The 26,643-nt window shown below is 68.6% G+C and carries 25 protein-coding genes and 2 pseudogenes; 11 read left to right on the forward strand and 16 right to left on the reverse strand.

Annotated elements, in window-relative coordinates:
* Positions 1-145: 145 nt before the first annotated feature.
* Positions 146-2,299: an adenosylcobalamin-dependent ribonucleoside-diphosphate reductase gene (locus LG380_RS11560; protein WP_225765277.1), complete on the reverse strand. Its 2,154-nt coding sequence runs from the start codon at positions 2,297-2,299 to the stop codon at positions 146-148.
* A gap of 468 nt (positions 2,300-2,767) precedes the next feature.
* Here LG380_RS11560 and LG380_RS11565 point away from each other — a divergent pair, with 468 nt between their 5' ends.
* The 7 genes from LG380_RS11565 (at position 2,768) to LG380_RS11595 (ending at position 8,979) form a co-directional block, all read left to right on the forward strand.
* A complete protein-coding gene (locus tag LG380_RS11565; protein ID WP_225765279.1) occupies positions 2,768-4,198 on the forward strand; it encodes a Do family serine endopeptidase in 1,431 nt (476 codons plus the stop codon).
* Positions 4,199-4,294: 96 nt separating this feature from the next.
* Entirely contained in the window at positions 4,295-4,657 is a 363-nt protein-coding gene (locus tag LG380_RS11570; RefSeq protein WP_225765281.1) for a hypothetical protein, read from the forward strand.
* A 3-nt stretch (positions 4,658-4,660) separates the two neighbouring features.
* Positions 4,661-5,155, forward strand: coding sequence for a phage holin family protein (locus tag LG380_RS11575; RefSeq protein ID WP_225765283.1), 495 nt, complete (start codon positions 4,661-4,663; stop codon positions 5,153-5,155).
* On the forward strand, positions 5,152-5,673 hold the full coding sequence (locus LG380_RS11580; protein WP_225765285.1) for a protein sip-5: 522 nt from the start codon (positions 5,152-5,154) through the stop codon (positions 5,671-5,673). The genes LG380_RS11575 and LG380_RS11580 overlap by 4 nt, the downstream gene beginning before the upstream one ends.
* Before the next feature lie 51 nt (positions 5,674-5,724).
* Complete coding sequence (locus tag LG380_RS11585; RefSeq protein WP_225765287.1) at positions 5,725-6,819, forward strand: AI-2E family transporter; 1,095 nt, start codon at positions 5,725-5,727, stop codon at positions 6,817-6,819.
* A gap of 57 nt (positions 6,820-6,876) precedes the next feature.
* Complete coding sequence (locus LG380_RS11590) at positions 6,877-7,587, forward strand: HAD-IA family hydrolase (protein ID WP_225765289.1); 711 nt, start codon at positions 6,877-6,879, stop codon at positions 7,585-7,587.
* Positions 7,588-7,617: 30 nt separating this feature from the next.
* Positions 7,618-8,979 carry a leucyl aminopeptidase family protein gene (locus LG380_RS11595; protein WP_225765290.1) on the forward strand — a complete coding sequence of 454 codons (1,362 nt, stop codon included), beginning with the start codon at positions 7,618-7,620 and terminating at the stop codon, positions 8,977-8,979.
* A 78-nt stretch (positions 8,980-9,057) separates the two neighbouring features.
* Here the strand turns inward: LG380_RS11595 and LG380_RS11600 are convergent, their stop codons facing one another.
* The 6 genes from LG380_RS11600 to LG380_RS11625 form a co-directional block, all read right to left on the reverse strand.
* Positions 9,058-9,486 (reverse strand): hypothetical protein, encoded by a 429-nt coding sequence (locus LG380_RS11600; protein WP_225765291.1) that lies wholly within the window; start codon positions 9,484-9,486, stop codon positions 9,058-9,060.
* A gap of 79 nt (positions 9,487-9,565) precedes the next feature.
* The gene (locus LG380_RS11605) at positions 9,566-10,270 is read right to left on the reverse strand and encodes a pirin family protein (RefSeq protein ID WP_225765292.1); all 705 of its coding nucleotides are present in this window, start codon (positions 10,268-10,270) and stop codon (positions 9,566-9,568) included.
* A gap of 90 nt (positions 10,271-10,360) precedes the next feature.
* On the reverse strand, positions 10,361-10,963 hold the full coding sequence (locus LG380_RS11610; RefSeq protein ID WP_225765293.1) for a response regulator transcription factor: 603 nt from the start codon (positions 10,961-10,963) through the stop codon (positions 10,361-10,363).
* Positions 10,960-12,156, reverse strand: coding sequence for a sensor histidine kinase (locus LG380_RS11615; protein WP_225765294.1), 1,197 nt, complete (start codon positions 12,154-12,156; stop codon positions 10,960-10,962). Before LG380_RS11615 ends, LG380_RS11610 begins: the two co-directional genes overlap by 4 nt.
* 35 nt (positions 12,157-12,191) lie before the next feature.
* Entirely contained in the window at positions 12,192-12,983 is a 792-nt protein-coding gene (locus LG380_RS11620; RefSeq protein WP_225765295.1) for an ABC transporter permease, read from the reverse strand.
* The gene (locus LG380_RS11625) at positions 12,983-13,894 is read right to left on the reverse strand and encodes an ABC transporter ATP-binding protein (protein WP_225765296.1); all 912 of its coding nucleotides are present in this window, start codon (positions 13,892-13,894) and stop codon (positions 12,983-12,985) included. The genes LG380_RS11620 and LG380_RS11625 overlap by 1 nt, the downstream gene beginning before the upstream one ends.
* Before the next feature lie 218 nt (positions 13,895-14,112).
* On the opposite strand from LG380_RS11625, the gene LG380_RS11630 reads away from it, so the two are divergent.
* From LG380_RS11630 to LG380_RS11645, 4 genes and pseudogenes are all read left to right on the forward strand, one after another.
* Positions 14,113-15,348, forward strand: a complete 1,236-nt coding sequence (locus tag LG380_RS11630; protein ID WP_225765297.1) for an efflux RND transporter periplasmic adaptor subunit — start codon at positions 14,113-14,115, stop codon at positions 15,346-15,348.
* Between the two features lie 1,183 nt (positions 15,349-16,531).
* Positions 16,532-17,101: pseudogene (locus LG380_RS11635) on the forward strand (ABC transporter ATP-binding protein); the annotation flags it as partial.
* Positions 17,101-18,061: pseudogene (locus LG380_RS11640) on the forward strand (FtsX-like permease family protein); the annotation flags it as partial. The pseudogenes LG380_RS11635 and LG380_RS11640, both read left to right, overlap by 1 nt.
* Positions 18,062-18,076: 15 nt before the next feature.
* Positions 18,077-19,390, forward strand: coding sequence for an ABC transporter permease (locus tag LG380_RS11645; protein ID WP_225765298.1), 1,314 nt, complete (start codon positions 18,077-18,079; stop codon positions 19,388-19,390).
* 71 nt (positions 19,391-19,461) lie between these two features.
* Here LG380_RS11645 and rarD read toward each other — a convergent pair whose 3' ends face one another.
* The 9 genes from rarD to LG380_RS11690 form a co-directional block, all read right to left on the reverse strand.
* Entirely contained in the window at positions 19,462-20,370 is a 909-nt protein-coding gene (gene rarD, locus LG380_RS11650) for an EamA family transporter RarD (protein WP_225765300.1), read from the reverse strand.
* Complete coding sequence (gene yedA / locus LG380_RS11655; RefSeq protein ID WP_225765302.1) at positions 20,367-21,263, reverse strand: drug/metabolite exporter YedA; 897 nt, start codon at positions 21,261-21,263, stop codon at positions 20,367-20,369. The genes rarD and yedA overlap by 4 nt, the downstream gene beginning before the upstream one ends.
* A 124-nt stretch (positions 21,264-21,387) precedes the next feature.
* A complete protein-coding gene (locus LG380_RS11660; RefSeq protein WP_225766586.1) occupies positions 21,388-23,040 on the reverse strand; it encodes a M28 family metallopeptidase in 1,653 nt (550 codons plus the stop codon).
* Between the two features lie 74 nt (positions 23,041-23,114).
* Positions 23,115-24,083 (reverse strand): MBL fold metallo-hydrolase, encoded by a 969-nt coding sequence (locus LG380_RS11665; RefSeq protein WP_225765304.1) that lies wholly within the window; start codon positions 24,081-24,083, stop codon positions 23,115-23,117.
* Positions 24,084-24,145: 62 nt separating this feature from the next.
* A complete protein-coding gene (locus tag LG380_RS11670; RefSeq protein WP_225765306.1) occupies positions 24,146-24,442 on the reverse strand; it encodes a hypothetical protein in 297 nt (98 codons plus the stop codon).
* 20 nt (positions 24,443-24,462) lie between these two features.
* Positions 24,463-25,764: a tryptophan--tRNA ligase gene (locus LG380_RS11675; RefSeq protein WP_225765312.1), complete on the reverse strand. Its 1,302-nt coding sequence runs from the start codon at positions 25,762-25,764 to the stop codon at positions 24,463-24,465.
* 144 nt (positions 25,765-25,908) lie between these two features.
* On the reverse strand, positions 25,909-26,127 hold the full coding sequence (locus tag LG380_RS11680) for a CsbD family protein (protein ID WP_225765313.1): 219 nt from the start codon (positions 26,125-26,127) through the stop codon (positions 25,909-25,911).
* A 188-nt stretch (positions 26,128-26,315) separates the two neighbouring features.
* Positions 26,316-26,447: an entericidin A/B family lipoprotein gene (locus tag LG380_RS11685; RefSeq protein ID WP_225765314.1), complete on the reverse strand. Its 132-nt coding sequence runs from the start codon at positions 26,445-26,447 to the stop codon at positions 26,316-26,318.
* Between the two features lie 20 nt (positions 26,448-26,467).
* Positions 26,468-26,620 (reverse strand): entericidin A/B family lipoprotein, encoded by a 153-nt coding sequence (locus LG380_RS11690; RefSeq protein ID WP_225765315.1) that lies wholly within the window; start codon positions 26,618-26,620, stop codon positions 26,468-26,470.
* Positions 26,621-26,643: the final 23 nt, after the last annotated feature.

A 26,643-nucleotide genomic window follows, 5' to 3' on the forward strand; every position in this document is an offset into this window, starting at 1 on the left:
TCCCGGGGCTATCAGTCCGTAACGTTGGGTGATGCTGCATCGACACGGTGAAGCGAGGAACCAACCACATGCGGCAGGGGCGTTATTCCCCAACCGGTGAGCCGGCGGCCGCGGTTGCCCGCGGCGCAGCCATCAGCAAAAGTCGTCAGAACTTGCCGTAATACCCTTCCTTGAGCGCATCGAACAGGTTGGCGGCGGTGTGCAGCTCGCCGTCGTATTCGATCTGCTCGTTGCCCTTGACCTCGATGGTCTGGCCGTCTTCCAGCTCGAAGCGGTAGGTGGTGTTCTCCAGGTCCGCTTCCTTGACCAGCACGCCCTGGAAGGCAGCCGGGTTGAAGCGGAACGTGGTGCACCCCTTCAGGCCCTGCTGGTGGGCGTAACGGTAGATGTCCTTGAAGTCTTCGTACGGATAGTCGGTGGGGACGTTGGCGGTCTTGGAGATCGAGCTGTCCACCCACTTCTGCGCGGCGGCCTGCACGTCCACGTGTTCCTTGGGCGAGATGTCGTCGGCGCTGATGAAGTAGTCCGGCAGCTGCGCGGCCGGGTCCTCGGCAAACGGCATCGCCTTGGCGTTGACCAGGTGGCGGTAGGCCAGCAGCTCGAAGGAGAACACGTCCACCTTCTCCTTGGACTTCTTGCCTTCGCGGATCACGTTGCGGCTGTAGTGGTGCGCGAACGACGGCTCGATGCCGTTGGAGGCGTTGTTGGCCAGCGACAGCGAGATGGTGCCGGTCGGGGCGATGGAGCTGTGGTGGGTGAAACGCGAACCGACGGCGGCCAGTTCATCCACCAGCTCCGGGGCCACGCTGGCCACGCGCTGCATGTAGCGGCTGTACTTTGCGTGCAGCACCTTGCCTTCGATCTTCTGGCCGACCTTCCAGCCGTCCTTCTTCATCTCCGGGCGCTTGCGCAGCATCTCGGCGGTGACCTCGAAGGCCTCGTCCATGATCGGCGCGGCGCCCTTTTCCTTGGCCAGGGCCAGGCCGGTTTCCCAGCCGGCAATCGCCATGTCGCGGGCGATGGCTTCGGTGAACTCGCACGATTCCTTGGAGCCGTACTTCATCTTGAGCATGGTCAGGGTCGAGCCCAGGCCCAGGAAGCCCATGCCGTGGCGGCGCTTGCGCATGATCTCGTTGCGCTGCTGCTCCAGCGGCAGGCCGTTGACCTCGACCACGTTGTCGAGCATGCGGGTGAACACGCGCACGACTTCCTTGTACTCGTCCCAGTCGAAGGAGGCCTTGTCGGTGAACGGGTCGCGCACGAACTTGGTCAGGTTGACCGAGCCCAGCAGGCAGGCGCCGTACGGCGGCAGCGGCTGCTCGCCGCACGGGTTGGTGGCGCGGATGGTCTCGCACCACCAGTTGTTGTTCATCTCGTTGACGCGGTCGATCAGGATGAAGCCCGGCTCGGCGTAGTCATAGGTGGACACCATGATCATGTCCCACAGGTGACGCGCCTTGATGTGCCCGTAAATCTTGCAGGCCACCAGGCCGTCGTCGCGCACGATGTAACCCTCGTGCGTCGGCCAGTCGCGCCACACCACCTTGCTGGCGTCGGCGACGTCGATGTCGCCTTCTTCCTTGCGGTTGACCGGGAACACCAGCGGCCACTCGGCATCGTTCTCCACGGCCTGCATGAAGCCGTCGGTGATCAGCAGCGAGAGGTTGAACTGGCGCAGGCGGCCGTCCTCGCGCTTGGCGCGGATGAAGTCGCGCACGTCCGGGTGGGAGACGTCGAAGGTGCCCATCTGCGCGCCGCGACGGCCACCGGCCGAGGACACGGTGAAGCACATCTTGTCGTAGATATCCATGAAGGACATCGGGCCGGAGGTGTAGGCGCCGGCGCCGGCGACGAACGCTCCGCGCGGACGCAGCGTGGAGAACTCATAGCCGATGCCGCAGCCGGCCTTCAGGGTCAGGCCCGCTTCGTGGACCTTCTCCAGGATGCCGTCCATCGAGTCGCCGATGGTGCCGGAGACGGTGCAGTTGATGGTGCTGGTGGCCGGCTTGTGTTTCTGGGCACCGGCGTTGGAGGTGATGCGGCCGGCCGGGATCGCCCCGCGGCGCAGCGCCCACACGAAGCGCTCGTACCAGTGGGCACGCAGCTCGTCGGTCGCCTCGGCATCGGCCAGGGCGCGGGCCACGCGCTGGTAGGTGGCGTCGATGTCGGCGTCCAGCGCCTCGCCCTGCTTGGTCTTGAGACGGTACTTCTTGTCCCAGATGTCCAGCGAGGCCGGCTGCAGGGGAACGAGATCCGATCGGTTGGGATTGCTGACCACTTCCAGACGCACCGTGCTCATGATTGTGGAATTCTCCTTGGGCACCTTGCGGTGCGGGTTAACGTGGTCCCCGACGGGCTGGAAGCAGCAACGACGGGCGATCAACGCATGGCAGGCGCCGCCGGTAAAAAACCGGCAGGCGGCCGGCCTGCGCCGGTGGTCTGCATCGCTTGATTCGTCATTGCACGCCTTCCGAACGGGGGGTGCTGGCACCCCGGGGTTCAACCCTACTTCTTGGGGACGCTCTACGCATCAACCCAACATCTAGTGGCTGATGGCGGACCCAAGCTTACCCAGCCCAAGGGTGATGTCAAACGGAAAATTGTGCGTCGGGGGGCTTGCAATCTGTGAACCCCGCACGGTTCCTGCGATTGCGGGCGATGGCCGATTTTCATTGTCGATTTAGCCGGCTGTGGCCAAACTCCCGTTCAGCATCTTCGTCCCCGTGGCCGCCTCCGGCGGCCCCCTGCCCTGGACCCCTACAGCCCCATGCGACCGTTCCCGACCCTGCTGACCCTCGCCCTGGCCGCTGCCTTCGGTGGTTTCACCGCCACCGCGATCAACGAACACCTGGACAACCGCGCCCGGGCCGCCACCCCGTCCGCGGCACTGCCCGCCACCACCTCGCTGCCGGCCAGCGTGGCCGGCCAGCCGCTGCCCTCGCTGGCGCCGATGCTGGAGAAAACCCTGCCGGCGGTGGTCAGCGTCAATACCAAGCAGGTGGTGCGGGTGCGCAACCCGTTCTTCGACGACCCGTTCTTCCGCCGCCTGTTCCCGCAGGTGCCGCAGGAGCGGATCAACGAGTCGCTGGGTTCGGGCGTGATCATCGATGCGCGCCAGGGCTACGTGCTGACCAACCACCACGTGATCGAGAACGCCGACGACGTGCAGGTGACCCTGGCCGACGGGCGAACGGTCAAGGCCGAGTTCATCGGCTCGGACGCCGATACCGACGTGGCGCTGATCCGCATCCCGGCCCAGGGCCTGACCGAGATCCGGCTGGGCGACAGCGACCAGCTGCGGGTCGGTGACTTCGTGGTCGCCATCGGCAACCCGTTCGGCTTCAGCCAGACGGTGACCAGCGGCATCGTCTCGGCGGTGGGCCGCAGCGGCATCCGCGGCCTGGGCTACCAGAACTTCATCCAGACCGATGCCTCGATCAACCCGGGCAACTCCGGTGGCGCGCTGGTGAACCTGGCCGGGCAGCTGGTCGGCATCAACACCGCCAGCTTCAACCCGCAGGGCTCGATGGCCGGCAACATCGGCCTGGGCCTGGCGATCCCGTCCAACCTGGCGCGCGACGTGGTCGAGCAGCTGATCAAGAACGGCGTGGTGGTGCGCGGCACGATGGGCGTGGAAACCCAGAACCTGACCGCGGCCATCGCCCAGGGCCTGGGACTGGCCGATTCGACCCGCGGCGCGCTGGTCACCCGCGTGCATGCCGGTTCCGGCGGCGCGGCGGCCGGGCTGAAACCGGGCGACGTGATCGTGGCGGTCAACGGCCAGCGCGTGGACAGTGCGCAGGCGCTGCACAACTACGAGGGCCTGCAGCCGGTGGGCAGCGTGCTGACCCTGGACGTGCGCCGTGACGGCAAGTCGCTGCAGCTCAAGGCCGCGCTGAAGGAACAGCCGCGCGCGGTGGTCGGCGACACGCTGGACCCGCGCCTGTCCGGTGCGACCTTCGCCGACCTGCCCGAGTCACTGCGCCAGAGCGGGCTGACCGGCGTGCTGGTCAGCGAGGTGGCGCGCAACAGCCGGGCGGCGAGCTCGGGCCTGGCGGCCGGCGACATCATCCAGGCCGCCACCAGCGGCGAGTTCGTCGACCTGGCCAGCTGGCGCGCGAGCTTCGAGCAGCGCCCGGCGCAGCTGGTCGTCCGCATCCGCCGCGGCAACGTGCGTGGCGAGCTGGTGATGCGATGATCCCTTCGCCATGACGCGACCTGCACCGGTGCGGTGCTATCCCTGTTGGCCGTGATTCTTCCCTGCCCGCCGCGGCACCTGAAAAAGGAGAGTGCAATGACCCCGACCAACACTGAAAGCATGAAGGAACGCCTGGGCGAAGCCGGGACCCACCTGAAGGCCGCTGCCAGCGCCGCCGGCGAGGCGGTCAAGGGCGCCGCCGGTGCTGCCGGCGAGGAACTGCGCCTGGGCACGGCCAACCTGAAGGCCGAGCTGTCCGACACCGCGCTGTCGGGCATGGCCGCCGCCGAGATGGGTGGCGTGGCCGCCAAGGAACAGGTCGATGCGCTGATGGACAAGGGCAAGGACCTGATCGAAAGCGCCGCCGAGCTGATCCGCGAGCGTCCGCTGGCCTCGTTCGGCGTGGCCTTCGCCGCCGGCTGGATCATTGCCAAACTCGGCCGCAGCAGCGACAACTAAGCGGTGAGCGAGCAGCCGCAGCCAACGCCGGCCACGCCCGGCGAAGAAGCGCCCCGCCCCGGTTCGCCGGGGCTGGAGGAAAGCCTGCGTGAGGTGCGGGATTCCGCACGCGGGGCCGCCTCCTCGGCCAGGCTGACCGCCAAGGCGATGCGGCGGCTTATTGCCGCCGACTTCGCGCTGGCGCGCAGTGCCTTTGGCCGTGCCCTGGCCTGGGCCGGGGCGGCAATCGTGTTCGGCGCCTCGGCCTGGTTCCTGATTGCCGGCACCATCATCGCGTTGCTGCAGCGCTCGGGGTTTTCCTGGTTCCAGTCGCTGCTGTTCACCGCGCTGGGCAGCCTGGTGATCACCGCCTTCGCCGCGTGGCGTGTTTCCCACTATTTCGATTACACCGGCATGCACGCCACCCGCCGGCAGCTGTCGCGCTTCGGTCTGTTCGACGAGGACGGCGATGACGACGAGGACGGGGTGGCACCGGTAGCCAAGGAGCCTGCGCCATGAACTTCGAGGCATTGCGGCGCCGCGTCGAGCGTGCCGAGACCCTGGTGCAGGATCGCGCCGGGGAAACCGGCCAGCAGGTGGATTCGTTCAAGCGTGCATGGCGCGAGGGCTGGACCCCGGGCCGGATCATCGTTGCCGGCCTGGCCGGGGGCTTCCTTGCCGGCCGCATGGAACCCAGCGCCAAGCTCACTGCCAGCCTGCGCGGCAGCCTGACCGGGGCACGCTGGCTGCAGATGATCGGCACGGTGTCCAACCTGGTTGCTGCCGCCCAGGCCAGCGCCGCGTCCGAAGAAGCCGGCCGTGCCGCCGACAACGCCGACGTGGCTGCCACCGAAGCGAGCCAGGCCGCTGGCTCCACCGGCCCGGCCGCCTACGCGGCCGGCACCGCGGCCGCCGCCACTGCCGGTACCGCCAGCGCCGCAACGACACCGGCGGTTCCCACGCCGCTACGTCCGGCGACGTCGGCTGATACCCAGCCGCGTCCGGCCGAAGCAGCCACCGAACTGTCCGAAAACTGAGGCGGGGACGGCCGTTTCCGTCCCCCACCGTCCGACCCGCAGGCCGTCCCCATGAGTACCGTCCCCGAACCCGTTGCCGTCGACGGCGAGCCCACTGCGGCCGTACCGCGCCCGCGTGGTCCGACCTCGCTGGTGGTGCTGGCCACGCTGGCGGTGGGTTTCACCCTGTGGGCGGCGCAGGAGGTGATCCTGCTGGTGCTGCTGGCGATGTTCTTCGCCCTGGTCGGCAACCCGATCCTTCGGCTGCTGCAGAAGCTGTGGATCCCGCGCTTCCTCGGCGCACTGATGGTGCTGGGCCTGGGCCTGGGCGTGACCGGCGTGCTGGCGGTACAGCTGGTGCGTCCGGCCATGGTGTGGGCGCAGGAAGCGCCGCAGCAGTTGCGCAAGATCGGCCGCGAGCTGCAGAACCTGACCAAGCCGGTGCAGCAGGCCAACCAGGCCGCCGAGAGCTTTGCCCGCGCCGCCGGCGGCAATGCCAACCAGAAGGTGCAGGTGGTCCGCACCCAGTCCGACAGCCCGTTCAAGCTGCTGGCCAGCGCGCCCAAGCTGGCCGCCTCGGTGCTGGCGGTGGTGCTGCTGACGCTGTTCTTCATGATCTACGGGCAGACCCTGCAGCGGCATGCGATCTCGCTGCTGCCCACGCGCCACCAGCAACGCTTCACCACAGACATCCTGCGCTCGATCGAGCGCGAGGTGTCGCGCTACGTGCTGACCATCAGCGTGATCAACACCCTGGTCGGCGCGGCCTTCGCCGGCATCCTCGTGGCACTGGGCGTGCCGCTGCCCGAAGCGGCGCTGTGGGGCACGGTGGCCGCGGTGCTGAACTTCGCCCCGTACGTGGGTCCGTTGATCGGCATCACGCTGATGCTGCTGATGGGGTTCGTGCGCTTCCCCGACCCGCTGGACGCGATCCTGCCGGCGGCGCTCTACCTGGGCCTGCACACGCTGGAGGGGCAGATCATCACCCCGATCGTGCTGGGCCGGAGCATGGCGATCTCGCCGCTGGTACTGGTGCTGGCGCTGCTGCTGTTCGGCTGGCTGTGGGGAATCATCGGCCTGCTGCTGGCGGTGCCGCTGCTGGTCTGCGTCAAGCTGGTGCTCAGCCGCCTGGACGGCATGCACGGCTGGGCGCGACTTCTTGAGTGACGCCGGCCGGACGCTGCATTGCGCGGACGGCACCCGGCGGTGCCGTAAAATGGCGCGGTGACTTTCCAAGTCCTCGCCATCACCCTCGATCTGGACGACACCCTGTGGCCGTTCGCGCCCATCGGTGCGCGCATCGACCAGGTACTGCACGACTGGCTGCTCGAGCACAGCCCGGCCACCGCGGCGATGTACCCGGTGGAGAAGATGCGCGAACTGCGCGAGCGCTCGTTCCGCGACAACCCGCAGCTGCACCATGACCTGAGCGCGTTGCGCCGGCTGACCCTGCGCGAGGCGCTGGAGGCCAGCGGCGCGGACATGGCCCTGCTGGAGCCGGCCTACGAGGCGTTCTACGCGGCCCGCAACCAGGTGGAGTTCTACCCGGATGCGGAGCAGGCACTGGCGCGCATTGCCGCGCGGGTGCCGGTGGCGGCGCTGAGCAACGGCAACGCCGACCTGTGGCGGATCGGCATCGACCACCATTTCGCCTTCCAGCTGGGCGCACGCGAACACGGCGCGGCCAAGCCGGCGGCCAGCATCTTCCACGCCGCCTGCCAGCGGCTGGCAGTCGAGCCGGCCCATGTGCTGCACGTGGGCGACCACATCGAGATGGACGTGCTCGGTGCGATGCATGCCGGGCTGCGCAGCTGCTGGATCAACCGCGAGGCGCAGGCGTGGCAGCACGACAGCCTGCGTCCCGACCTGCAATTCGACACCCTGACCGGACTGGCCGATTGGCTGGATGCGCACGCATCCGCGCCCGCCCGCTGATCGCCGCCGGTCCCAAACCAAGGAACTCCCATGTCGCTCCCCAATGGCTTCACCACCGACAGCAGCAAGGCCCTGCCCTTGTACGTGCTGGATTCCGAACAGTTTGGCGCCTGGGCCGCCGCCCAGCCGGCCGCGGTCAGCGCCTGGCTCCAGGCGCAGGGCTTCAAGGCCGCCGCCGGCAGCGTGGCCCTGCTGCCGGGCAATGACGGCATCGCCGGTGCGGTGCTGGGCGTGGGCGACCGCGGCGATGCCTACAGCTACGCGCACGCGCCGTTCGCCCTGCCCGAGGGCAGCGCCTGGCAGCTGGCCGGCGACAACACCGACGCCGACCTGCTGGCGCTGGGCTGGGGCCTGGGCAGCTACCGCTTCGACCGCTACCGCAAGCCGGCGCGGCAGCCGGCCCAGCTGGTGGCCACGCCGTCGGCCGAGGTCGCCGACCTGATCGCCGCCTGCTGCCAGGTGCGCGACCTGGTGCACACCCCGACCGAGGACATGGGCCCGCAGCAGCTGGAGGACGCCGTGCGCGCGCTGGCCAGCCAGCATGGCGGCAGCGTGCAGGTGTTCGTCGGCGAGGAGCTGCTGGCCAACAACTTCCCGACCATCCACGCCGTGGGCCGCGCCTCGCACCGTGCACCGCGCCTGGTCGAACTGCGCTGGGGCAAGCCCGGCGCACCCAGGCTGGCCCTGGTCGGCAAGGGCGTGTGCTTTGACACCGGCGGCCTGGACCTGAAGCCGGCCGACGGCATGCGCAACATGAAGAAGGACATGGGTGGCGCCGCCCACGCCATCGCCCTGGCCTCGCTGGTGATGGCGCGGCAGTTGCCGGTGCAGCTGACCCTGCTGGTGGCCGCGGTCGAGAACGCGATCGGTCCGGACGCAATGCGCCCGGGCGAGGTGGTGGTGACCCGCAAGGGCATCAGCGTGGAGATCGACAACACCGACGCCGAGGGCCGGCTGATCCTGTGCGACGCGCTGGCCTACGCGGCCGAGGACCAGCCCGAGGCGATCATCGACTTCGCCACCCTGACCGGCGCGGCGCGCATCGCGCTGGGCCCGGACCTGCCGGCGCTGTTCGCCAACGACGACACCCTGGCCAATCAGTGGATCCAGGCCGGCCTGGAGACCCGCGACCCGGTGTGGCGCATGCCGCTGCACCGCCCGTACCTGCGCTACCTGCGCAGCGGCGTGGCCGACATGGCCAACGCCGGCTCACGCATGGCCGGCGCGGTCACCGCCGCGCTGTACCTGGAGCGCTTCATCCCCGAAGGCCAGCGCTGGGCGCACCTGGACGTGTACGCCTGGAACGACGCCGACCGCCCGGGCCGCCCGGCTGGTGGCGAGGCACTGGCGCTGCGCAGCGCCTGGGCGATGCTCAAGGCGCGCTACGCCTGAGCCAGCCGCCACAGTGAAAACAAAAAAACGAGCGGAGTGATCCGCTCGTTTTTTTTGTGCCTGCGTGGGTGAGCGGGGCTAGCGCAGCCAGCCCCGGCGTGCGGCATGGCGGGCGTACAGCCACAACGCGGCGGCGATGATCCACAGCACCAGCGGGAAGATCGCGCCGGACACACCGGTCAGCGCCCACACCGGGGTGACGAGGTAGATCGCGCTGAACTGCGCCACCAGGGCAATCAGCGACAGCAACAGCACCAGCACCGCGGCTCGGCGGCGGAGCAGCACGAGCAGCATCCCGACCACGCCGCCACCGGTGGCGATGGCGAACGGCACCAGCGTCCAGCGCGGATTGGCCTGACTGATCTGGCGCTGTGCATCGGGCAGCGCGGCAATCGCCTCGGGCGTCATCATCAGGTTCTGCCAGAACATCATCAGGCCGAACAGGTTCCACAGCAGGCCGGCAATGGCCACCACCCAGAACATCGTGGGCACCCTGGCAAGGTTCATCGCTGCGCTCCCGGTTGAAAGGAGCGCCAGTCTAGGGCGGCGTTGCGGCCCTCGCCCGCCGCACTGCGGCAGGGGCTGATCAGCCCAGCGGCGGCAGGTCGAACACCAGCACTTCGGCCGTCTCGCCCTTGTCCAGCAACACCTGGGATTCGCCTTCGAGCTTGAGCGCATCGCCGGCCTGCAGTGACTTGCCGTTGACCTCGAGCCTGCCCTGCACCACGTGCACATAGGCCAGCCGCCCCGGCGCCAGCGGCAGCACGGCCGATTCCGCGCCATCGAACAGGCCGGCATACAGCGTGGCGTCCTGGTGGATGGTGACCGAGCCATCGCGGCCATCGGCACTGGCCACCACGCGCAGGCGGCCGCGCTTGTCGGCTTCGGCAAAGGCCTTCTGCTCGTACGACGGGGCGATGCCCTGCTGCTGCGGGAAGATCCAGATCTGCAGGAAGTGGGTGGTGCCGGCGTGGGCGTTGAATTCCGAATGCACCACGCCGGTGCCGGCGCTCATGCGCTGCACTTCGCCGGGGCGGATGGTGCCCTGGTTGCCGAGCGAATCGCGGTGGGCCAGCGCGCCGTTGATGACGTAGCTGATGATCTCCATGTCGCGGTGCGGATGCGGATCAAAGCCGCCACCGGCGGCCACGCGGTCCTCGTTGATCACCCGCAGCGGGCCGAAGTGCACGTGGGCCGGGTCCTGGTAACCGGCGAAGGAAAAGCTGTGCCAGGAATCGAGCCAGCCGTGGTTGGCATGGCCGCGTTCACCGGCCGGGCGCAGGGTGAGCATGGGCAACTCCAGGGAAGGGGGTTGCGCACAGTCTGCGTGGGCGGCGGTGGCGGGGAAACACCACGGCCACCACGAATCGTTCCAGAGGCGCTACAGCCAGCCCTTCTGCCGCGCGATGCGGTAGGCCTCGATGCGGTTGGCCGCGCCCAGCTTGCCGATGCACTCGGACAGGTAGTTGCGCACGGTGCCGTGCGACAGGCCGAGCTGCTCGGCGATCTCGTTGGCCGAGCGGCCGTCGCCGGCCAGGCGCAGCACGCGGCGCTCGCGGTCGTTGAGCGGATCGGCTTCCGACCACGCTTCCAGCGCCAGTTGCGGGTCGATCGCACGGCCGCCGTTCATCACCTGGCGCAGTGCTTCGGCCAGCTTCTCGGCCGGAGCGTCCTTGAGCAGGTAACCGGACACGCCCGCATCCAGTGCACGGCGCAGGAAGCCGCTGCGCGCGAACGTGGTCACGATCACCACCTTCACCGGCAGGCCGTGGCGCTGCACGCGCTGGGCCAGCTCCAGCCCGGTCAGGCCGGGCATCTCGATGTCGGTGACCAGCAGGTCGGGTTTGAGCCGCTGCAGCTCGCGCCAGGCGGCCTCGCCATCGGCGGCGGTGCCCACCACGTCCAGGTCGGCTTCCAGGTTGAGCAGGGCCGACAGCGCGCCGCGCACCATCGCCTGGTCCTCGGCCAGCAGGATCCGGATCATGCGGCCGCTCCGTGCGCCGGCAGGTCGGCCGAGGGCGTAGACCCGGGCGTGTCCGGCGCGGCCTGCGGCTGGCTGATCGGCACGCGCACGGTCACGCGCGTGCCCTGCCCGCGGGGTGATTCAATTGCCAGCGTGCCGCCGAGCGCGGCCACCCGCTCGCGCATGCCCGACAGCCCGTTGCCGTGTACCGAGGCACCGCCGCGGCCGTCGTCGACCACTTCCAGCAGCACCTCCCTGGCATCGACGCGCAGGCTGAAGGTGGCCTCATTGGCCTGGGCGTGGCGGGCGATGTTGGTCGCCGCCTCGCGCAGCACCATCGCCAGGCCATGCTCGATCCACGCCGGCACCGGCGGCGGCGGGTCGTAGCGCATGTGCACCGAGGACGATTCCAGCAACAGGTGGGCCGAGGCGAGTTCGGCGGCAAGGTCGACGGCGCGGAAACCGGTGACCGCGCTGCGCACCTGGGCCAGGGCGTCACGCGCGACCTGTTCGGCTTCGGCCAGCTCGCGCTGCGAGCGCTCGTCGTCTCGGCCATGCAGCTTGCGCGACAGCTCCATCTTCAGGGTGATCAGCGACAGGGTGTGGCCGAGCAGGTCGTGCAGGTCGCGGCCGATGCGCTCGCGTTCGGCGGTGGCGGCGAGCCGGCGCACTTCCTCGTGCGACAGCCGCAGCGCGGCGTCCTTCTCGCTGCTGGAGCGTTCGACGTTGACGATCAGGCCGATGATGATCGAGATCACCGGCACCCAGGCGATCACCTGCCACGGATAGCCGATCCACATTGCCAGCACCGCGAACACCGCGTTGAGCGCGAGCAGTTCCAGCAGGTAACGCAGCGTGGAGGTGGCGCGGTTGGTGCGCAACATCACGCAGCCGAAGATGAAGTAGGTCAGGCCCGAGGGATACACACGCAGCAGGACGACCGCCAGCACGATCATGCCCAGCGCGTACAGCCGGGCAACGCGCCGCGACGACACCAGGGTCATTGCGTACAGCAGCAGGAACAGCGGGTACGACCACGCGGTGTAGTACAGCCAGCGCAGGGTGTAGCCGTCTTCGAACAGCGGGGTGATGAAGATCCACACCGTCCACAGCAGGTGCACCGCGTCCAGCCACGCCCACTTGCCGAGCTTGATGTTGTCGGCCACCACCGAATCCGGTGCCGGGGTCAGCCAGTGGGGTAGATAGCGACTCAAGACACGGCTCCTGTGCGTGGCGTGCGCATGATGCCTCAGCCCATGCGCCGCAGGCGACGGGCAGCCAGCGCGGTGACCACGACGGTGAACACGGCCAGCCACGCCACGTGCGGCCACGGGCTGCCGGGCTCGCCGAAGCCGACCGCCGACTGGGCCAGCATGTTCAGGTGGTGGCTGGGCCACACCGGCGCCATCCAGCGCAGCAGCGGCGGCATGATCGACAGCGGGAACCACAGGCCCGACAGCAGCGCCATCGGGAGGTACACCAGGTTGACCACGGCCGGCGCGGCCTCGCCCTTGACCACGGTGCCCAGCAGCAGGCCGAGCGCGCAGAACGGCAGTGCGCCCAGCGTGCAGGTCACAGCCAGCCGCAGCGACTGGGCGGGGGACAGCTGCACGTCGGCCGCGAACACCGCCAGCATCTGCAGCAGCATGACCACCACCAGCGCCATCAGCATCGCCATCACCATCTTGGCCAGCAGGTAGGCGGCCGGCGGCATCGGCAGCGCACGCTTCAGCGTAAGCAGACCGTTGTGGCGTTCCAGCGCCAGCGACACGCCGAACCCGAACAGGGCCGGGGCCATCACCCCGAACGTGGAATAGGTACCGAGCAGGAAGCGCGCACCGTCGTTGCCACGGCCCATGCCCACCACCACCGCGAACATCAGGTAGAAGGTGGCCGGGAACAGCACCGTTGGCAGCACGAAGCCGGGACTGCGCAGGTAGCGCAGGATCTCGGCGCGCATTTCCTGCAGGTAGGCGCCGGCCAGGCGCGAGGCGCCCATGCCGTGGCCGGCAGATTCGGTGGTGGAAGCGATGGCGTTCATCAGGCGGCCTCGGCAGCAGCGTGGGAGTGGGTGAGATCGCGGAAGGCTTCCTCCAGCCCGGCCGGGCGGACCTCCAGCGCGGACAGTTGCGGGTCGGCCTCGAGCAGGCGCCGCACCACCGCTTCGACCTCGTCGCAGGCCAGCTGCAGGCCCTGGCCCTGCCGCACGGCACTGCGCACGCCCGGCCATGCCGCCACCTGTTCGACATCCAGCTGCGAGCGGCAACGCACGCTGCGCACCTGCACCCTCGAACGCAGTTCGTCGACGCTGCCATCGCTGACCACGCGGCCGCGCAGCATCACGCAGATGCGGTCGGCAAGCTGTTCGGCCTCCTCCAGGTAATGCGTGGTCAGCACCACCGACACGCCCTCGCCAACCAGCGTGCGGATGGTCTGCCACAACTGGCGACGCGCATCGATGTCCATGCCCACGGTGGGTTCGTCCAGGAACAGCAGGCGCGGGCGGCCGCAGATCGCCAGCGCGAACTGCACGCGGCGCTGCTGGCCACCGGACAGCCTTGCGTAACGGCGCAACAGCAGGTCCTGCACGCCGGCCAGCGCCGCGCATTCTTCCAGCGGCCGCGGGGACGGGTAGTAGCTGCAGGCCAGGCGCAGCAGCTCACGCACGCTCAGCGTCTCCTGCAGCTGCGCTTCCTGCAGCATCACGCCGATGCCGCGACGCGCGGCCAGCTGCTGCGGATCGCGACCGAACAGCCGCACCTGGCCCGCATCGGCGCGCAGCAGGCCCAGCAGCAGGCCGATGGTGGTGCTCTTGCCGGCGCCGTTGGGGCCGAGCAGCGCCAGCACCTGGCCGGCGTGCAGGTCCAGGTCCACTCCGTCCAGCGCCTTCACCGCGCCGTGGTTCCTGTGCACCGCGCGCAGGCTGGCGAGGATGTTGCCGTCGTTGTCCATTTACTGCCTCCCGTTGATCAACGTCGCAGACGTTAGGCGGCGCCGGCCAGGCCCGGCAGTGGCCTAGGTCAAGCAAAGTGAATGACAGTCGTCAGGTGCACGGGCGACAGGGCTTGCCTAGACTGCGTCCCTGTCGCAACGGACCGGCCGACACACGCCACCGGCGAAGTTCGGCTACCGTCCGTCACATTCCCGCACCGGCACCGTCTGGCATCCACATGAATGCATCCGCAGAACTGCTGAAGGAACTCCGCATCGACCGCAAGGCGCCGCCCCCGCCGGCGCCGCGGCGCTGGCCATGGATCGTGGCCGTGCTGGTGGTGCTGCTGGCCCTGGCGGTCGCCGCCTGGGCGCTGCTGGCCCGGGCCAAACCGGTGGAGGTCAGCACCGCGCCGGTGGTCGCGATCGGCCAGGGCAGCGCCAGCAGTTCGGTGCTCGATGCCAGTGGCTACGTGGTGGCGCGGCGCATGGCCACGGTGTCGGCCAAGATCACCGGCAAGGTGCGCGAGGTGATGATCGAGGAAGGCATGCGCGTGGAGGAGGGCCAGGTGATGGCCACGCTCGACCCGATCGACGCCAACGCCCAGCGCAGCCTCAACGCCGCGCAGCTGGCCGCCGCGCGCAGCCAGACCGAAGGCCTGCACGCGCAGCTGCGCCAGGCCGAGGCCGACGCCACCCGCCTGCAGGAACTGGTGGACCAGCAGCTGGTGTCGCGCTCGCAGTACGACCAGGCCATCGCTGCGCGCGACAGCCTGCGCGCGCAGCTGCAGACCGCCCGGCACAACGCGAAGGTCGCGCAGGACGCGCTGGCGATCGCCGACCTGGGCGTGGACAACAACGTGGTGCGCGCGCCGTTTGCCGGCGTGGTCACGGCAAAGGCCGCGCAGCCGGGCGAGATCGTCTCGCCGCTGTCGGCCGGCGGCGGCTTCACCCGCACCGGCATCGGCACCATCGTGGACATGGATTCGCTGGAGGTGGAAGTCGAGGTCGGCGAGGCCTTCATCGGCCGCGTGCAGCCGAAGATGCCGGTCGAGGCGGTGCTCAACGCCTACCCGGACTGGAAGATCCCGGGCGAGGTGATCGCCATCATTCCCACCGCCGACCGCGGCAAGGCCACGGTCAAGGTCCGCATCGCACTGAAGCACAAGGATCCGCGCATCGTCCCGGAGATGGGCGTGCGGGTGAGCTTCCTGGAGACGGCCTCGCAGCAGGAGGAACAGCCCAAGGGCGTGCGCGCCCCGGCCGCGGCCATCGTCGAGCGCGAGGGCAAGCCGGTGGCGTTCGCGGTCGGCCGCGAGCAGAAGGTCGAACTGCGCGAGGTGCGCACCGGCATCGCCCTGGGCGAGGACCGCCAGGTGCTGTCGGGCCTGTCGGCCGGGGACATGGTGGTGGTGGATCCACCGGCCACGTTGAAGGACGGCGACAAGGTCACGGAGGCAGCGGCAGGCAAGTGAACGCGGCGAGCGCCGCGGCGGCGGCGCCACCGTGGATGGCCGGGCAGCCCTTGGCGCCGCCATCGCAAAAGATTTTGAAGTGTCGATCTGATTGGTCTTCGTTCGTCGACATTGCAGCGACCATTTACTCCCACTTCGTCGTTGCGCTCCCGCTTCCCCGCTTGATCGCTCGCCGCTTGCTGCTAGTCGTTAGCGTCCGCCGTTCCCGTTTCCCGTTTCCCGTTATCTGTTTTTTCGTTCTTCGTTCTTCGTTCTTCGTTCTTCGTTTTTCGTTCTTCGTTCTTCGGTCTTCGGTCTTCGTTTTTCGTTTTTTCGCCTGTCGCCTCACGTCGTTGCTTTGCCGTTGCCGTTGCTCTGGCTGTTCCATCGCCGTGGAGCGAGCCGAGCACCGCAGTGGATCGGGGGTTCAAGGCGCACGTGTCTGAGCGCAGCGAGTTGTGCGCCGGCCCCCGATCCGCGAGGAGCGGAGGGGACCGGCGGGCGTAGCCCGGCGGCTCGTGACCGGCCGTGCTTTCTTTTGGCTAGCTTTTCTTTGCACGAGCAAAGAAAAGTAGCTCGCTCCCTGCAAGGGAGCGAAAGCCTTTGCAGTTGTCGTTGTTGTTGCTGTTCACCTTGTCACCAATCCTGGGCCAAACCAGTGAACGCGGAACAAGCAAATGCCGGAGCAGGAGCAAAAGCTTTCGCACCCGCTGCGCGGGGCGCGAGTCACTTCTCTTTGCTCGTGCAAAGAGAAGTAACCAAGAGAAAACACGGCCGGACGCACGCCGGTGCGATGAAACCGCACCGGTCCCCTGCGCTCCTCGCAGGACAGGGGCCGGCGCACAACTCGCTGCGCTCAGACACGTGCGCCTCTTCGCCCCTGCCCTGCTCCGGTGCTCGGCTTGCTTTACGGCATTGGGTTGGAGCAAAAGCAACTGCAACGACAACTGCAATTGCGACGGCGACGGCGACGGCGACGGCAACGACAATGACAACGGCAACAGGGGCAGCAGCAACAGCAACACCAGCGCCAGCGCCAGGAAGGCCAAAGCACGGGCGCAGCCGGAGCAAGGCGAAGCAGCTCGCTGCGCTTTCTGGTCACAACGCCCCGCCTGCGTCCGTCTGCACATTTACGCAGTAGCAGCACTACTCATCCGGCCGGCGGCGACTGTCGCGGCACCCATCCCATCGTTGAGGAACACCCATGAGTACCCTCGTTTCCCTGCGCAACATCACCAAGACCTACCAACGTGGCCCGGAGAAGGTGCAGGTGCTGCACGGCATCGACCTGGACATCGCCGCCGGGGACTTTGTCGCGCTGATGGGGCCGTCCGGTTCGGGCAAGACCACCCTGCTCAACCTGATCGGCGGTCTGGATACCGCCAGCAGTGGCGAGATCGAGATCGAGGGCGAGCGACTGGACCGCATGAGCGGCGCGCAACTGTCGACCTGGCGCAGCCACCACGTCGGCTTCGTGTTCCAGTTCTACAACCTGATGCCGATGCTGACCGCGCAGAAGAACGTCGAGCTGCCGCTGCTTCTGACCCGGCTCAACGCCGCGCAGCGCCGCCGCAATGCCGAGATCGCGCTGACCCTGGTCGGCCTGGCTGACCGCCGCAGCCACCGGCCCAACGAACTGTCCGGCGGCCAGCAGCAGCGCGTGGCCATTGCCCGGGCCATCGTCTCCGACCCGACCTTCCTGATCTGCGACGAGCCCACCGGCGACCTTGACCGGCAGTCGGCCGAGGAAATCCTGCAGCTGCTGCAGCAGCTCTGAGCCTGGAACGGCAGATCGCCGGAATCGATGGTGTGCGCGCAGCCTCCTACGGCAACTGGTTCGGCGGCATCTACCAGGATCCGAAGAACTTCTTCCCCAACTTCGTGATCGGCCCGGGCTACCTGCAGCTGTATCCGGAATACCGCATCGACCGGGCGCAGCTGGAAGCCTTCGAGGCCGACCGCACCGGCGCGGTCGTCGGCGAATCGCTGGCCAGGCGCTTTGGCTGGAAGATCGGCGACACCATTCCGCTGGAGGCGACGATCTTCCCGCAGAAAGACGGCAGCAACAGCTGGCCGGTGACCCTGCGCGGCACCTTCGCGGTGGAGGACAGCAAGCGCAAGGGCGAGGAGAACGCGCTGTACTTCCACTGGAAGTACTTCGACGAGGCCAATGCCTACATGAACGGCAGGGTCGGGTTCTACGTGGTGTCACTGCGTGATCCGGCGCAGGCCGACCGCGTCTCGCGTGCGATCGACGCGCTGTCGGCCAACTCGGCCAACGAGACCAAGACCCAGACCGAACAGGCCTTCAACCAGGCCTTCCTCAAGCAGTTCGCCGACATCGGCCTGATCGTCAGCGCAATCATGGGGGCGGTGTTCTTCACCCTGTTGCTGCTGACCGGCAACACCATGGCCCAGGCCGTGCGCGAACGCATCCCCGGAGCTGGCGGTGCTCAAGACCCTGGGATTCACCAACGGCACCGTGCTGGGCCTGGTATTGGCCGAAGCGGTGGCGCTGATCGTGCTCGGTGGCCTGATCGGCCTGGGCATCGCCGCGGCGCTGATCCCGGTGGTCAGTGCCGGCAGTGGCGGCGTGATCCAGTTGCCGACCGTGCAGCCGCAGACCTGGGGAATGGGCCTGGCCCTGATGGTGGGCATTGGCGTGGTGGTGGGACTGCTGCCGGCGATCCGCGCGATGCGCCTGAAGATCGTCGACGCACTGGCTGGCCGCTGAGCCGGGAGGACAAAGATGAAGATCAAGCAATGGCTGTGGAACGCGCTGACGGTGCTGGCGCTGGTGGTGGGCCTGGGGGTGTGGATCGCCCTGCCCTGGTACGCAGTGCTCGGCCTGGCGGCGCTGCTGGCGCTGTGGCTGGGGCTGACCCGCAGTGGCCGGCTGGCGCTGGCGGCGGCACGCATCGGCGTGTCCAGCCTGCCGCAGCGCTGGGGCGCCTCGTCGGTGATCGTGGTCGGCATTGCCGGCGTGGTCGGCGTGCTGGTGGCGATGCTGGCGATGGGCGAAGGCTTCGAGGCCACGCTGCGCCAGACCGGCAGCCAGGACACGGCGATCATCCTGCGTGGTGGCTCGCAGGCCGAGGTGAACTCGGTGATCAGCCGTGACCAGCTGCCGCTGATCGCCGCGCTGGGCGGGATCGCGCGCGATGCGCAGGGCCGGCCGGTGGTATCGGGGGAACTTTCGCAGGTGGTCAGCCTGCCGACCCGCGGCAGTGGCGAGGATGCCAACGCGCAGTTCCGCGGCGTCAGCGATGCGGCGTGGCTGATCCGGCCGAACCTGCGCATCGTGCAGGGCCGGCGCTTCACTCCCGGGTTGCGCGAGCTGATCGTCGGCCAGGGCGCGATGGGCCAGTACGGTGGGTTGGAGCTGGGCAAGCCGGTGCGGCTGGGCAGCGACGAGTGGACGGTGGTGGGCGTGTTCGCCTCCGGCGATGCGCATGATTCGGAGCTGTGGACCGACATCGACACGCTCGGCTCGGCGTTTCGCCGCACCTCGTTGCAGTCGGTCAGCGTGAAGCTGGAGAACGCGCAGGCGTTTGAGGGTTTCAGGGCCGCGCTGGCCGAGGACCCGCGGCTCAAGCTCGACGTGCTGACCACCCAGGACTACTTCGCCAAACAGTCCGAAGGCCTGACCAAGCTGATCCGGATCCTGGGCACGGTGATCGGCACGATCATGGCCATTGGTGCGGTGTTCGGCGCGCTCAACACCATGTACGCGGCGGTGGCCGGGCGTGCGCGCGAGATCGCGACCATGCGTGCGATCGGCTTCCGCGGCCTGCCGGTGGTGACCTCGGTGATGCTGGAGACGATGCTGCTGGCCCTGCTCGGCGGCGTGCTCGGCGGCGCGCTGGCCTGGGTGATCTTCAACGGCTACAGCGTGGCCACGCTGGGCGCGAACTTCAGCCAGGTGGTGTTCCAGTTCAAGGTCACGCCCGAACTGCTGTGGAGCGGGCTGAAGTGGGCCCTGGGTATCGGCCTGGTCGGCGGGCTGTTCCCGGCCCTGCGCGCGGCGCGGCTGCCGATCACCACCGCGCTGCGCGAGGTCTGACGACACACGCCACGGTCATCGCACGTTGAAAGGGCGGCTCCTGCCCGGGGCAGCCCGGTTTAAGCCCGCAATCAACGCGGGCGGCGCTGCAGCCGCCACATGCCTTCGCCGGCATACAGCAGCAGGCCCAGCCAGATCGCGGCAAAGCCCAGCGCGCGGCCGCCATCGAACGGCTCATGGAAGAACAGCACGCCCAGCAGCAGCTGCAACGTCGGGGCGATGTACTGCAGCAGGCCGACCAGCGACAGCGGGATGCGCTTGACCCCGTAGGCAAAGCCGATCAGTGGCACCGCGGTGACCACGCCACCGAGGATCAGCAGCGCATCGTTGCCCCAGCCCCAGCCGCTGATGAAGCCACCGCCATGGCCGCTCTCGCTCCACAGCGCAAAGCCAAGCGCCGGCAGGAACAGGTACAGGCTTTCCAGCCCGAGCCCGCCCACCGCATCGACCGCCACCAGCTTGCGCAGCAGCCCGTACAGGCCGAACGAGCTGGCCAGGCCCAGCGCAATCCACGGCGGGGTGCCGGCATCGATGGTCAGCCACGCCACGCCGAGCGCCGCGCATGCCACCGCCAGCCACTGGATGCGGCGCAGCCGCTCGTGCAGCACCAGCACGCCGAGCAGCACGTTGACCAGCGGATTGATGAAGTAGCCCAGGCTGGTCTCGATCACGTGGCCGGCGTTCACCGCCCAGATGTACAGGCCCCAGTTGAAGGCGATGGCGATGCTGGACAGTGCCAGCATCCACAGCGCGCGCGGCTGCGCGGCAATGGCGCGCAGCCAGCCCAGGCCGCTGGAGAACAGCAGCCAGGCCACCACCAGCAGGGTGCTCCAGATGATGCGGTGGGCAATGATCTGCGCCGACGGCACCTCCCTGAGCAGGTGCCAGTACACCGGCACCACGCCCCACAGCACGAAGGTGCCGGCAGTGATCGCCAGGCCGCGGCGTTGTTCGGCCAGTGCGTGGGCGTCGGCGCTCATGCCTTGCGCGCCCGTGCCAGGGTCAGTACCACCACGCCGGCCAGGATCACCGCCATCGCCAGCATGTCGTTGACGCTGAAGCGCTCGTGGCCGATCCACGCGCCCAGCATCACCGCGATCACCGGGTTGACGTAGGCATAGCTGACGGCCAGCGCCGGTCGCACGTTGTGCAGCAGCCACACGTAGGCGGTGAAGGCGACGATCGAACCGAACACGCACAGGTAGGCCACGGCCCACAGCCCATCCACGCTGGGCAGCGCGTGCGGACGTTCGCCACGCAGCAGGCCGCAGGCCACCAGCAGCACGCCGCCGCACAGCATCTGCGCCGCGGCCGTCATGAACGGGCTGGGCAGGTCGCGGCCACGCGACCACACCGAACCGAAGGCCCAGCCCAGCGGCGCAATCAGCAGCAGCACCAGGCCCAGCGGCGTGGCGGTCAGGCTGCTGCCGGCATTGAGCCAGACCACGCCGAGGAAACCGATCGCGATACCGGCCCATTCGCCACGGGTGGAGCGCTGGCCGCGCAGCGCCGAGAACAGCGCCATCCACAGCGGCACAGAGGCCACCGCGGTGGCGGCCAGGCCGGACGACACGTCACGTTCGGCCAGCACCACCATGCCATTGCCGAGCAGCAACAGGGTCAGGCCCATGAACGCGACGTTCTTCCACTGCGCCCGGGTCGGTGCCGGCACGCCGCGCCATCGCAGCACGGCGTACATCAGGCCGCCGGCGACGATGAAGCGCGCGCCGGAGACCATGGTCAGCGGCAGTGCGCCGCCTTCCAGCGCGAAACGGATGGCCAGGTAGGTCGACCCCCAGACCACGTAGACCAGGAACAGCGCGAGGACGACCAGCCCGCCGCGCGGGGGAGTGGCAGCAGGAGGGGACGACATGCGGGGAACCAGGCTGGGGAAGGCGGTGATTCTAGGCCTGCCGGACGACAGGCGTCAGGGCAGCGGCAGGGATGCTGTTTCTCCCTGCCGGGACAGTCGTGCCGGCAGGGCTGTGACGTGTTTCTCAGCGGCGGCTGGCGTTGCTGCGCTCGCGGATCGCGCCGAACTCCGAGCCTTCGTCCCAGTGCGGCCACTGCCGGCTGTTGGCCAGCTCCTCGCCCAGGTCGTAGACCAGCAGGGTGTCGGCGGCATGGCCAGCCGGATCCCAGGACGGGGTCCACGCATCGCAGGGCTGGTGGTAGCAGTCGGCGAAGTACTTCTCGCGCAGCGCCCGGCCGGCTTCCACCCCGCCCTCGAGCCTGTCCAGGCCGGGGCCGATGGTGATCGCCGGCACGCCCAGGCGGGCAAAGGCGAAGTGGTCGGCGCGGTAGAAGAAACCGGCCTCCAGGTTCGGATCCGGGCTGTAGGCGCGGCCGCGGGCCTTCGCCACGCGCTCGAGGTCACGCTCCAGCGAGACCCGGCCCTTGCCCCAGGAGGCGATGTCGCGGGTGGCGCCATCGGGGCTGAACATCTCGATGTTGAGCACCGCGGCGGTCTTCTCCAGCGGCGCCAGCGGGTGCGCGGCGTAGTAGCTGGCGCCGAGCAGGCCCTTTTCCTCGGCGGTGAGCGCGACGAAATACAGGCTGCGCTGCGGCTGCGGGCCGGCGGCAAACACCCGGCCCAGCTCGAGCACGGTGGCCACGCCGGTGGCGTTGTCGATCGCGCCGCGCCGGATGCGGTCGCCATTGGCGTCGGCCTGGCCGAAGCCGTAGGCATCCCAGTGCGCGGAGAAGATCACCGCCTCGTCGGCATGGACGCCGCCGGGCAGTTTCGCCACCACGTTGCGGGTGACCACGCGCTCGCGCTTGAGCGCGAAGTCCACCGACAGCTTCGCCTGGCCCAGCGGCTGCGGCTGGAAGTCCGGACGCATGGCCTTGCGCTTCTCCGCCTCGAAGTCGAGGCCGGCGTCGGTAAAGATCGCCTCGGCCAGGGCGCGCTGCATCCAACCACGTAGCGGCGTGTGCTGGGCCATGGCCTCGGCCTCGCCGCGCTCGATGTCGAATAGCGGCGAGGTGCCCGAGCTCTTGACCGTGGCCCAGCCGTAGGCCGCCGGCGCGGTCTCGTGCACGATCAGCACGCCTGCGGCGCCGCGGCGCGCGGCTTCCTCGTACTTGTAGGTCCAGCGGCCGTAGTAGGTGACCGCCTTGCCATCGAACGCGCCGGACGCATCGGCCTCGAAGTCGGCATCGTTGATCAGCACCACCGCGATCTTGCCGCGCAGGTCCACGTCCTTGTAGTCGTTCCAGCCGCGCTCGGGTGCGTCGATGCCATAGCCGACGAACACCAGCGGCGCATCACGCAGTTCGATGCGCGGGCGCGGCTGCAGGCTCTGCAGGGTCACGTCCTCGCCGTTGACCAGCTCGCGCACGCCGGAAGCCAGCCGCAGCGTCGCCGTGGCCGGGCCATCGAGCTGCGCACGCACCAGCGGCACTTCCTGCACCCAGCTGTCATCGCCGGCACCGGGCTGCAGGCCGTAGCTGCGGAACTGCTCGATCAGGTACTGCACGGTGCGTTCCTCGCCGGCGGTGGTCGGGGCGCGCCCTTCGAACTCGTCCGAGGCCAGCACCTGCACGTGGCGCGACAATGCCTGCGGGTCGATGCCACCGCCGGGCAGGTCGTTGGCCGCACAGGCGACGCCGCCAACGAACAGGCACGAGGACAACAACAGCATGCGCATCGGATTCACGGGTACGACCAGGTCGGGGAGAGGACGGCGATTCTAGCGCGCAGCCCGCAATCGCCGCGGCAGGATCAGCGACGGTCGCGGTCCAGCCAGCAGGCCAGGCCCTGGGCGTTGAGCTCGATGTCGGTGGCCAGCACCCGGACCACGGCCTCATCGTCCAGCGGGCAGCCGTGGGCATGGGCGCGTTCGAGGTACAGCTCGGTCAGGGCGGCGACCATGCAGCGGTGCCGGTCGGCACGGTCCGCACAGCCCCGGGCCAGCGCGGCCATGGCCACGATCAGCTCGTCCAGGTCGGCGGCCAGCCGCTGGACGTCGGTGACCTTGCCGTAGTGGGTCAGGTACATCGCCTGCGGCGAGTACGCCATCATCCGCCTGATCGAATGGCGCAGTTCCTCCGGCTCGAACTGCACCGGCGAGGAGGTGGGAATGATCATCGGCCCGCGCTCGCTGTCCAGCTCGCGGTAGGACAGGCCGAAGGTGTCGCCGGTGAACCAGCTGCGGCTGCGTGCGTCCCATACGCAGAGGTGGTGGCGCGCGTGGCCCGGAGTGTCGATGCACAGCAGTTCGCGCCCGGCCAGTGGCACCACGTGGCCATCGGCAGCCACGACCACGCGCTGCTCGGGCACGGCCAGCACGCTGCCGTAGCTGCGCTGCATTTCCTCTTCGCCGTAGACCTCGGTGGCCCCGGCCACCAGCCGTCCGGGCGCGATCATGTGCGGGGCCCCGCGCGGATGCACGACCAGCCTGGCATTGGGCAGCTGCTGGATCAGCAGGCCGGCACCGCCGGCATGGTCCAGATGCACGTGGGTAAGCACCAGCCAGTCCACGTCAGTGGTCGCCAGCCCGGCCTGCTCGAGCGCGGCGAGCATGTGTGGCACGGCAAGGCTGGTGCCGCAGTCGATGAAGGCGCCGCGGCCGTCCTCGACGACCAGGTAGGCCGCATCGAACTGGTCGCGCTGGAACGCGGTGTCGATGACATGGATGCCGGATTCAACGGACGTCACGGGCAGGGCGGTTCCTGGGACGGGAACGGCCATCGTAGCCGCGGCACCGGCTGGCCGGGATTGGGCTTTGGTCGCAGCCGGCGCCACGCGCCTGTTCAGCGCTGCAGCACCTTTGGCCGCAGCATCAGCGCCAGCACCATCACCGCCAGGAAGGCGCCATAGGCATAGAGCACGGCCAGCACCTGCCGCCAGATCGCCCCGGCATTCAGGTCGGCCACGCCCTCGGCATAGCCCCAGTGCATCGCGCCGATGCTGGCCAGGAAGGCCAGCGCCAGCGCGGCACCATCGAACAGCCGCCGCGAGCGGTGCCGGGGCTGGCGCGGAAACCACCAGTACAGGGCGCCGAGCAGCCCGAACCACGGCAGGAACAGCAGCAACGACAACCAGGCCATCGGTGGTCTCCTCGGGTGGATCAGTCCTTGGCAGCGGCCTCGCGCAGCGCCTGCAGCGCGGCGAGCACGGCGGGCACTTCGGCTTCCAGCTTGAACAGCTCGCTCTGCAGCGCATCACCCTGCTCGGCCTGCTTGAGCACGGCGATCAGCTGGCCGGCATCGCGCGGCGAATCAAAGCCTACGCTCTGGATCAGCAGCGTGCCTTCGCCATCGAGCAGCTTGAAGTAGAAGCGACCGTCCTTCTCTCGGTACTGCTTGAACAGCGGCAGCGCGGCCTTGGCGGCCACGGCGGCCTTGGGCTTGTCGCCCGCCGCCGACAGGTCGCGCAGGCCCACGGCATGGCGCAGCTGCTTCAGCAGCGGGATCGCGTACTGCTCGCGCAACTGCTGGCCGCGACGACGCAGCAGCGCCTCGATCTTCTCCGGCTCGGCCATCAGCGCGTTGTAGCGCTCGCGCAGCGGCGACAGCTCGGCGTCGATCCGCTCGAACAACTGCTGCTTGGCATCGCCCCAGCCGATGCCGTCGGCAAACGCCTGGGCAAACGCCGCGGTCTGCTCGGCGGTGGCGAAGGCCTGGTACATCTGGAACAGCGCCGAGCCTTCGGTGTCCTTGGGCTCGCCGGGCATGCGCGAGTCGGTGACGATGGAGAACACCAGCTTCTTCAGTTCCTCGCGCGGGGCGAACAGCGGGATGGTGTTGCCGTAGCTCTTGCTCATCTTGCGGCCGTCCAGGCCCGAAAGCGTGGCGACGTTCTCATCGATCACGGCCTCCGGCGCGACGAAATACTCGTGGCCGTAGATGTGGTTGAAGCGCTGGGCGAAGTCGCGCGCCATCTCGATGTGCTGGATCTGGTCGCGACCGACCGGCACCTCGTGCGCATTGAAGATCAGGATGTCGGCGGCCATCAGCACCGGGTACATGAACAGCCCGGCGGTAATGCCGGCATCGTCGTCCAGCTGCTCCTCGCGGTTCTTGTCCACCGCGGCCTTGTAGGCGTGGGCGCGGTTGAGGATGCCCTTGCCGGCGACCACCGTCAGGAACCACATCAGCTCGGTGGTCTCGGGGATGTCGCTCTGCCGGTAGAACCACACCTTGTCCGGGTCCAGCCCGCAGGCCAGCCAGCTGGCGGCGATCTCCAGGGTCGAACGCTGGGTACGCTCGGGCTCCTGCGCCTTGATCAGGCTGTGCAGGTCGGCCAGGAAGAAGAAGCTCTCGATGCCGGCCGCCTGGCTGGCGGCGATCGCCGGGCGGATCGCGCCGACGTAGTTGCCAAGGTGCGGGGTACCGGAAGGGGTGATGCCGGTCAGGACACGGGTAGTCATTCGGGGGATGGACGCTGTGTAAACCGCGCCAGTTTACCCCTGCGCGCACGGACCGGGCCCGCTGGCCCGCTGCGTCCCCAAAAAAAGACGGGCCCGAAGGCCCGTCGATCATGCGTCAGCCTGCCGGGCAGGCGCCGGTGCCGATCAGCGGTAGTCCGGATCGTCCATCAGCGCCTTCTCGAAGCGACGCACTTCTTCCTGTGCGCGGTCCTTGGCCCAGCCATAGCGTTCCTGCAGACGACCGGCCAGGTATTCAGCGTTGCCTTCGGCGACCTGCAGGTCATCATCGGTCAGGTCACCCCAGGTGGCCTGGGCCTTGCCCTTGAGCTGGGTCCACTTGCCGGAAATGATGTCTTTGTTCATCGCTTGCTCCTTTGCATGTCGTTTCGGTGCGTGGACAGCTTGACCAAGACCGCGTCGGCATGTGGTCAAGCGCAGGTAAAAACATGCTGATGAACTTGAACGCCGGTTCATCACGACACGCCGCAGAAACCCGCGCAAAAAAAGGGCCGGCAATGCCGGCCCGTTCTTCCTCGTCATGCATCGCGGGATCAGCGCGCTGCATCCTCCACCTTCTCGCCGACCTTCTGCACGTCCTTGCCGGCACCGGCCACGGTATTGCAGCCGGCCAGCATGGCCACGGAGAACATCGACAGCATTGCCAGGGCAATCACTCGCTTCATGGATATCTCCTCGCGTCCGCTCAGCACTTGCCGTCGCTGCAGTCCTGCGCCTTGTCCTCGACCTTCTCACCGGCGCCCTGCAGGTCCTTGCCCGCACCGGCCACGGTGTTGCAGCCGCTCAACATCGCTGCCGAGAACATGCCCAGCATCATCAGGATCATCACTCGCTTCATCGCTTCGCTCCTTCTGCCGAATA

The organism is Stenotrophomonas sp. Marseille-Q4652 (assembly GCF_916618915.1).
GTDB lineage: Bacteria > Pseudomonadota > Gammaproteobacteria > Xanthomonadales > Xanthomonadaceae > Stenotrophomonas.

What these genes read in the sequence shown, in the direction of transcription:
- LG380_RS11560 (WP_225765277.1), bottom strand. Translation starts at nt 2,299, where the DNA reads ATGAGCACGGTGCGTCTGGAAGTGGTCAGCAATCCCAACCGATCGGAT.
- LG380_RS11565 (WP_225765279.1), top strand. Translation starts at nt 2,768, where the DNA reads ATGCGACCGTTCCCGACCCTGCTGACCCTCGCCCTGGCCGCTGCCTTC.
- LG380_RS11570 (WP_225765281.1), top strand. Translation starts at nt 4,295, where the DNA reads ATGACCCCGACCAACACTGAAAGCATGAAGGAACGCCTGGGCGAAGCC.
- LG380_RS11580 (WP_225765285.1), top strand. Translation starts at nt 5,152, where the DNA reads ATGAACTTCGAGGCATTGCGGCGCCGCGTCGAGCGTGCCGAGACCCTG.
- LG380_RS11585 (WP_225765287.1), top strand. Translation starts at nt 5,725, where the DNA reads ATGAGTACCGTCCCCGAACCCGTTGCCGTCGACGGCGAGCCCACTGCG.
- LG380_RS11595 (WP_225765290.1), top strand. Translation starts at nt 7,618, where the DNA reads ATGTCGCTCCCCAATGGCTTCACCACCGACAGCAGCAAGGCCCTGCCC.
- LG380_RS11600 (WP_225765291.1), bottom strand. Translation starts at nt 9,486, where the DNA reads ATGAACCTTGCCAGGGTGCCCACGATGTTCTGGGTGGTGGCCATTGCC.
- LG380_RS11605 (WP_225765292.1), bottom strand. Translation starts at nt 10,270, where the DNA reads ATGCTCACCCTGCGCCCGGCCGGTGAACGCGGCCATGCCAACCACGGC.
- LG380_RS11610 (WP_225765293.1), bottom strand. Translation starts at nt 10,963, where the DNA reads ATGATCCGGATCCTGCTGGCCGAGGACCAGGCGATGGTGCGCGGCGCG.
- LG380_RS11620 (WP_225765295.1), bottom strand. Translation starts at nt 12,983, where the DNA reads ATGAACGCCATCGCTTCCACCACCGAATCTGCCGGCCACGGCATGGGC.
- LG380_RS11625 (WP_225765296.1), bottom strand. Translation starts at nt 13,894, where the DNA reads ATGGACAACGACGGCAACATCCTCGCCAGCCTGCGCGCGGTGCACAGG.
- LG380_RS11630 (WP_225765297.1), top strand. Translation starts at nt 14,113, where the DNA reads ATGAATGCATCCGCAGAACTGCTGAAGGAACTCCGCATCGACCGCAAG.
- LG380_RS11645 (WP_225765298.1), top strand. Translation starts at nt 18,077, where the DNA reads ATGAAGATCAAGCAATGGCTGTGGAACGCGCTGACGGTGCTGGCGCTG.
- rarD (WP_225765300.1), bottom strand. Translation starts at nt 20,370, where the DNA reads ATGAGCGCCGACGCCCACGCACTGGCCGAACAACGCCGCGGCCTGGCG.
- yedA (WP_225765302.1), bottom strand. Translation starts at nt 21,263, where the DNA reads ATGTCGTCCCCTCCTGCTGCCACTCCCCCGCGCGGCGGGCTGGTCGTC.
- LG380_RS11660 (WP_225766586.1), bottom strand. Translation starts at nt 23,040, where the DNA reads ATGCGCATGCTGTTGTTGTCCTCGTGCCTGTTCGTTGGCGGCGTCGCC.
- LG380_RS11665 (WP_225765304.1), bottom strand. Translation starts at nt 24,083, where the DNA reads ATGGCCGTTCCCGTCCCAGGAACCGCCCTGCCCGTGACGTCCGTTGAA.
- LG380_RS11670 (WP_225765306.1), bottom strand. Translation starts at nt 24,442, where the DNA reads ATGGCCTGGTTGTCGTTGCTGCTGTTCCTGCCGTGGTTCGGGCTGCTC.
- LG380_RS11675 (WP_225765312.1), bottom strand. Translation starts at nt 25,764, where the DNA reads ATGACTACCCGTGTCCTGACCGGCATCACCCCTTCCGGTACCCCGCAC.
- LG380_RS11680 (WP_225765313.1), bottom strand. Translation starts at nt 26,127, where the DNA reads ATGAACAAAGACATCATTTCCGGCAAGTGGACCCAGCTCAAGGGCAAG.
- LG380_RS11685 (WP_225765314.1), bottom strand. Translation starts at nt 26,447, where the DNA reads ATGAAGCGAGTGATTGCCCTGGCAATGCTGTCGATGTTCTCCGTGGCC.
- LG380_RS11690 (WP_225765315.1), bottom strand. Translation starts at nt 26,620, where the DNA reads ATGAAGCGAGTGATGATCCTGATGATGCTGGGCATGTTCTCGGCAGCG.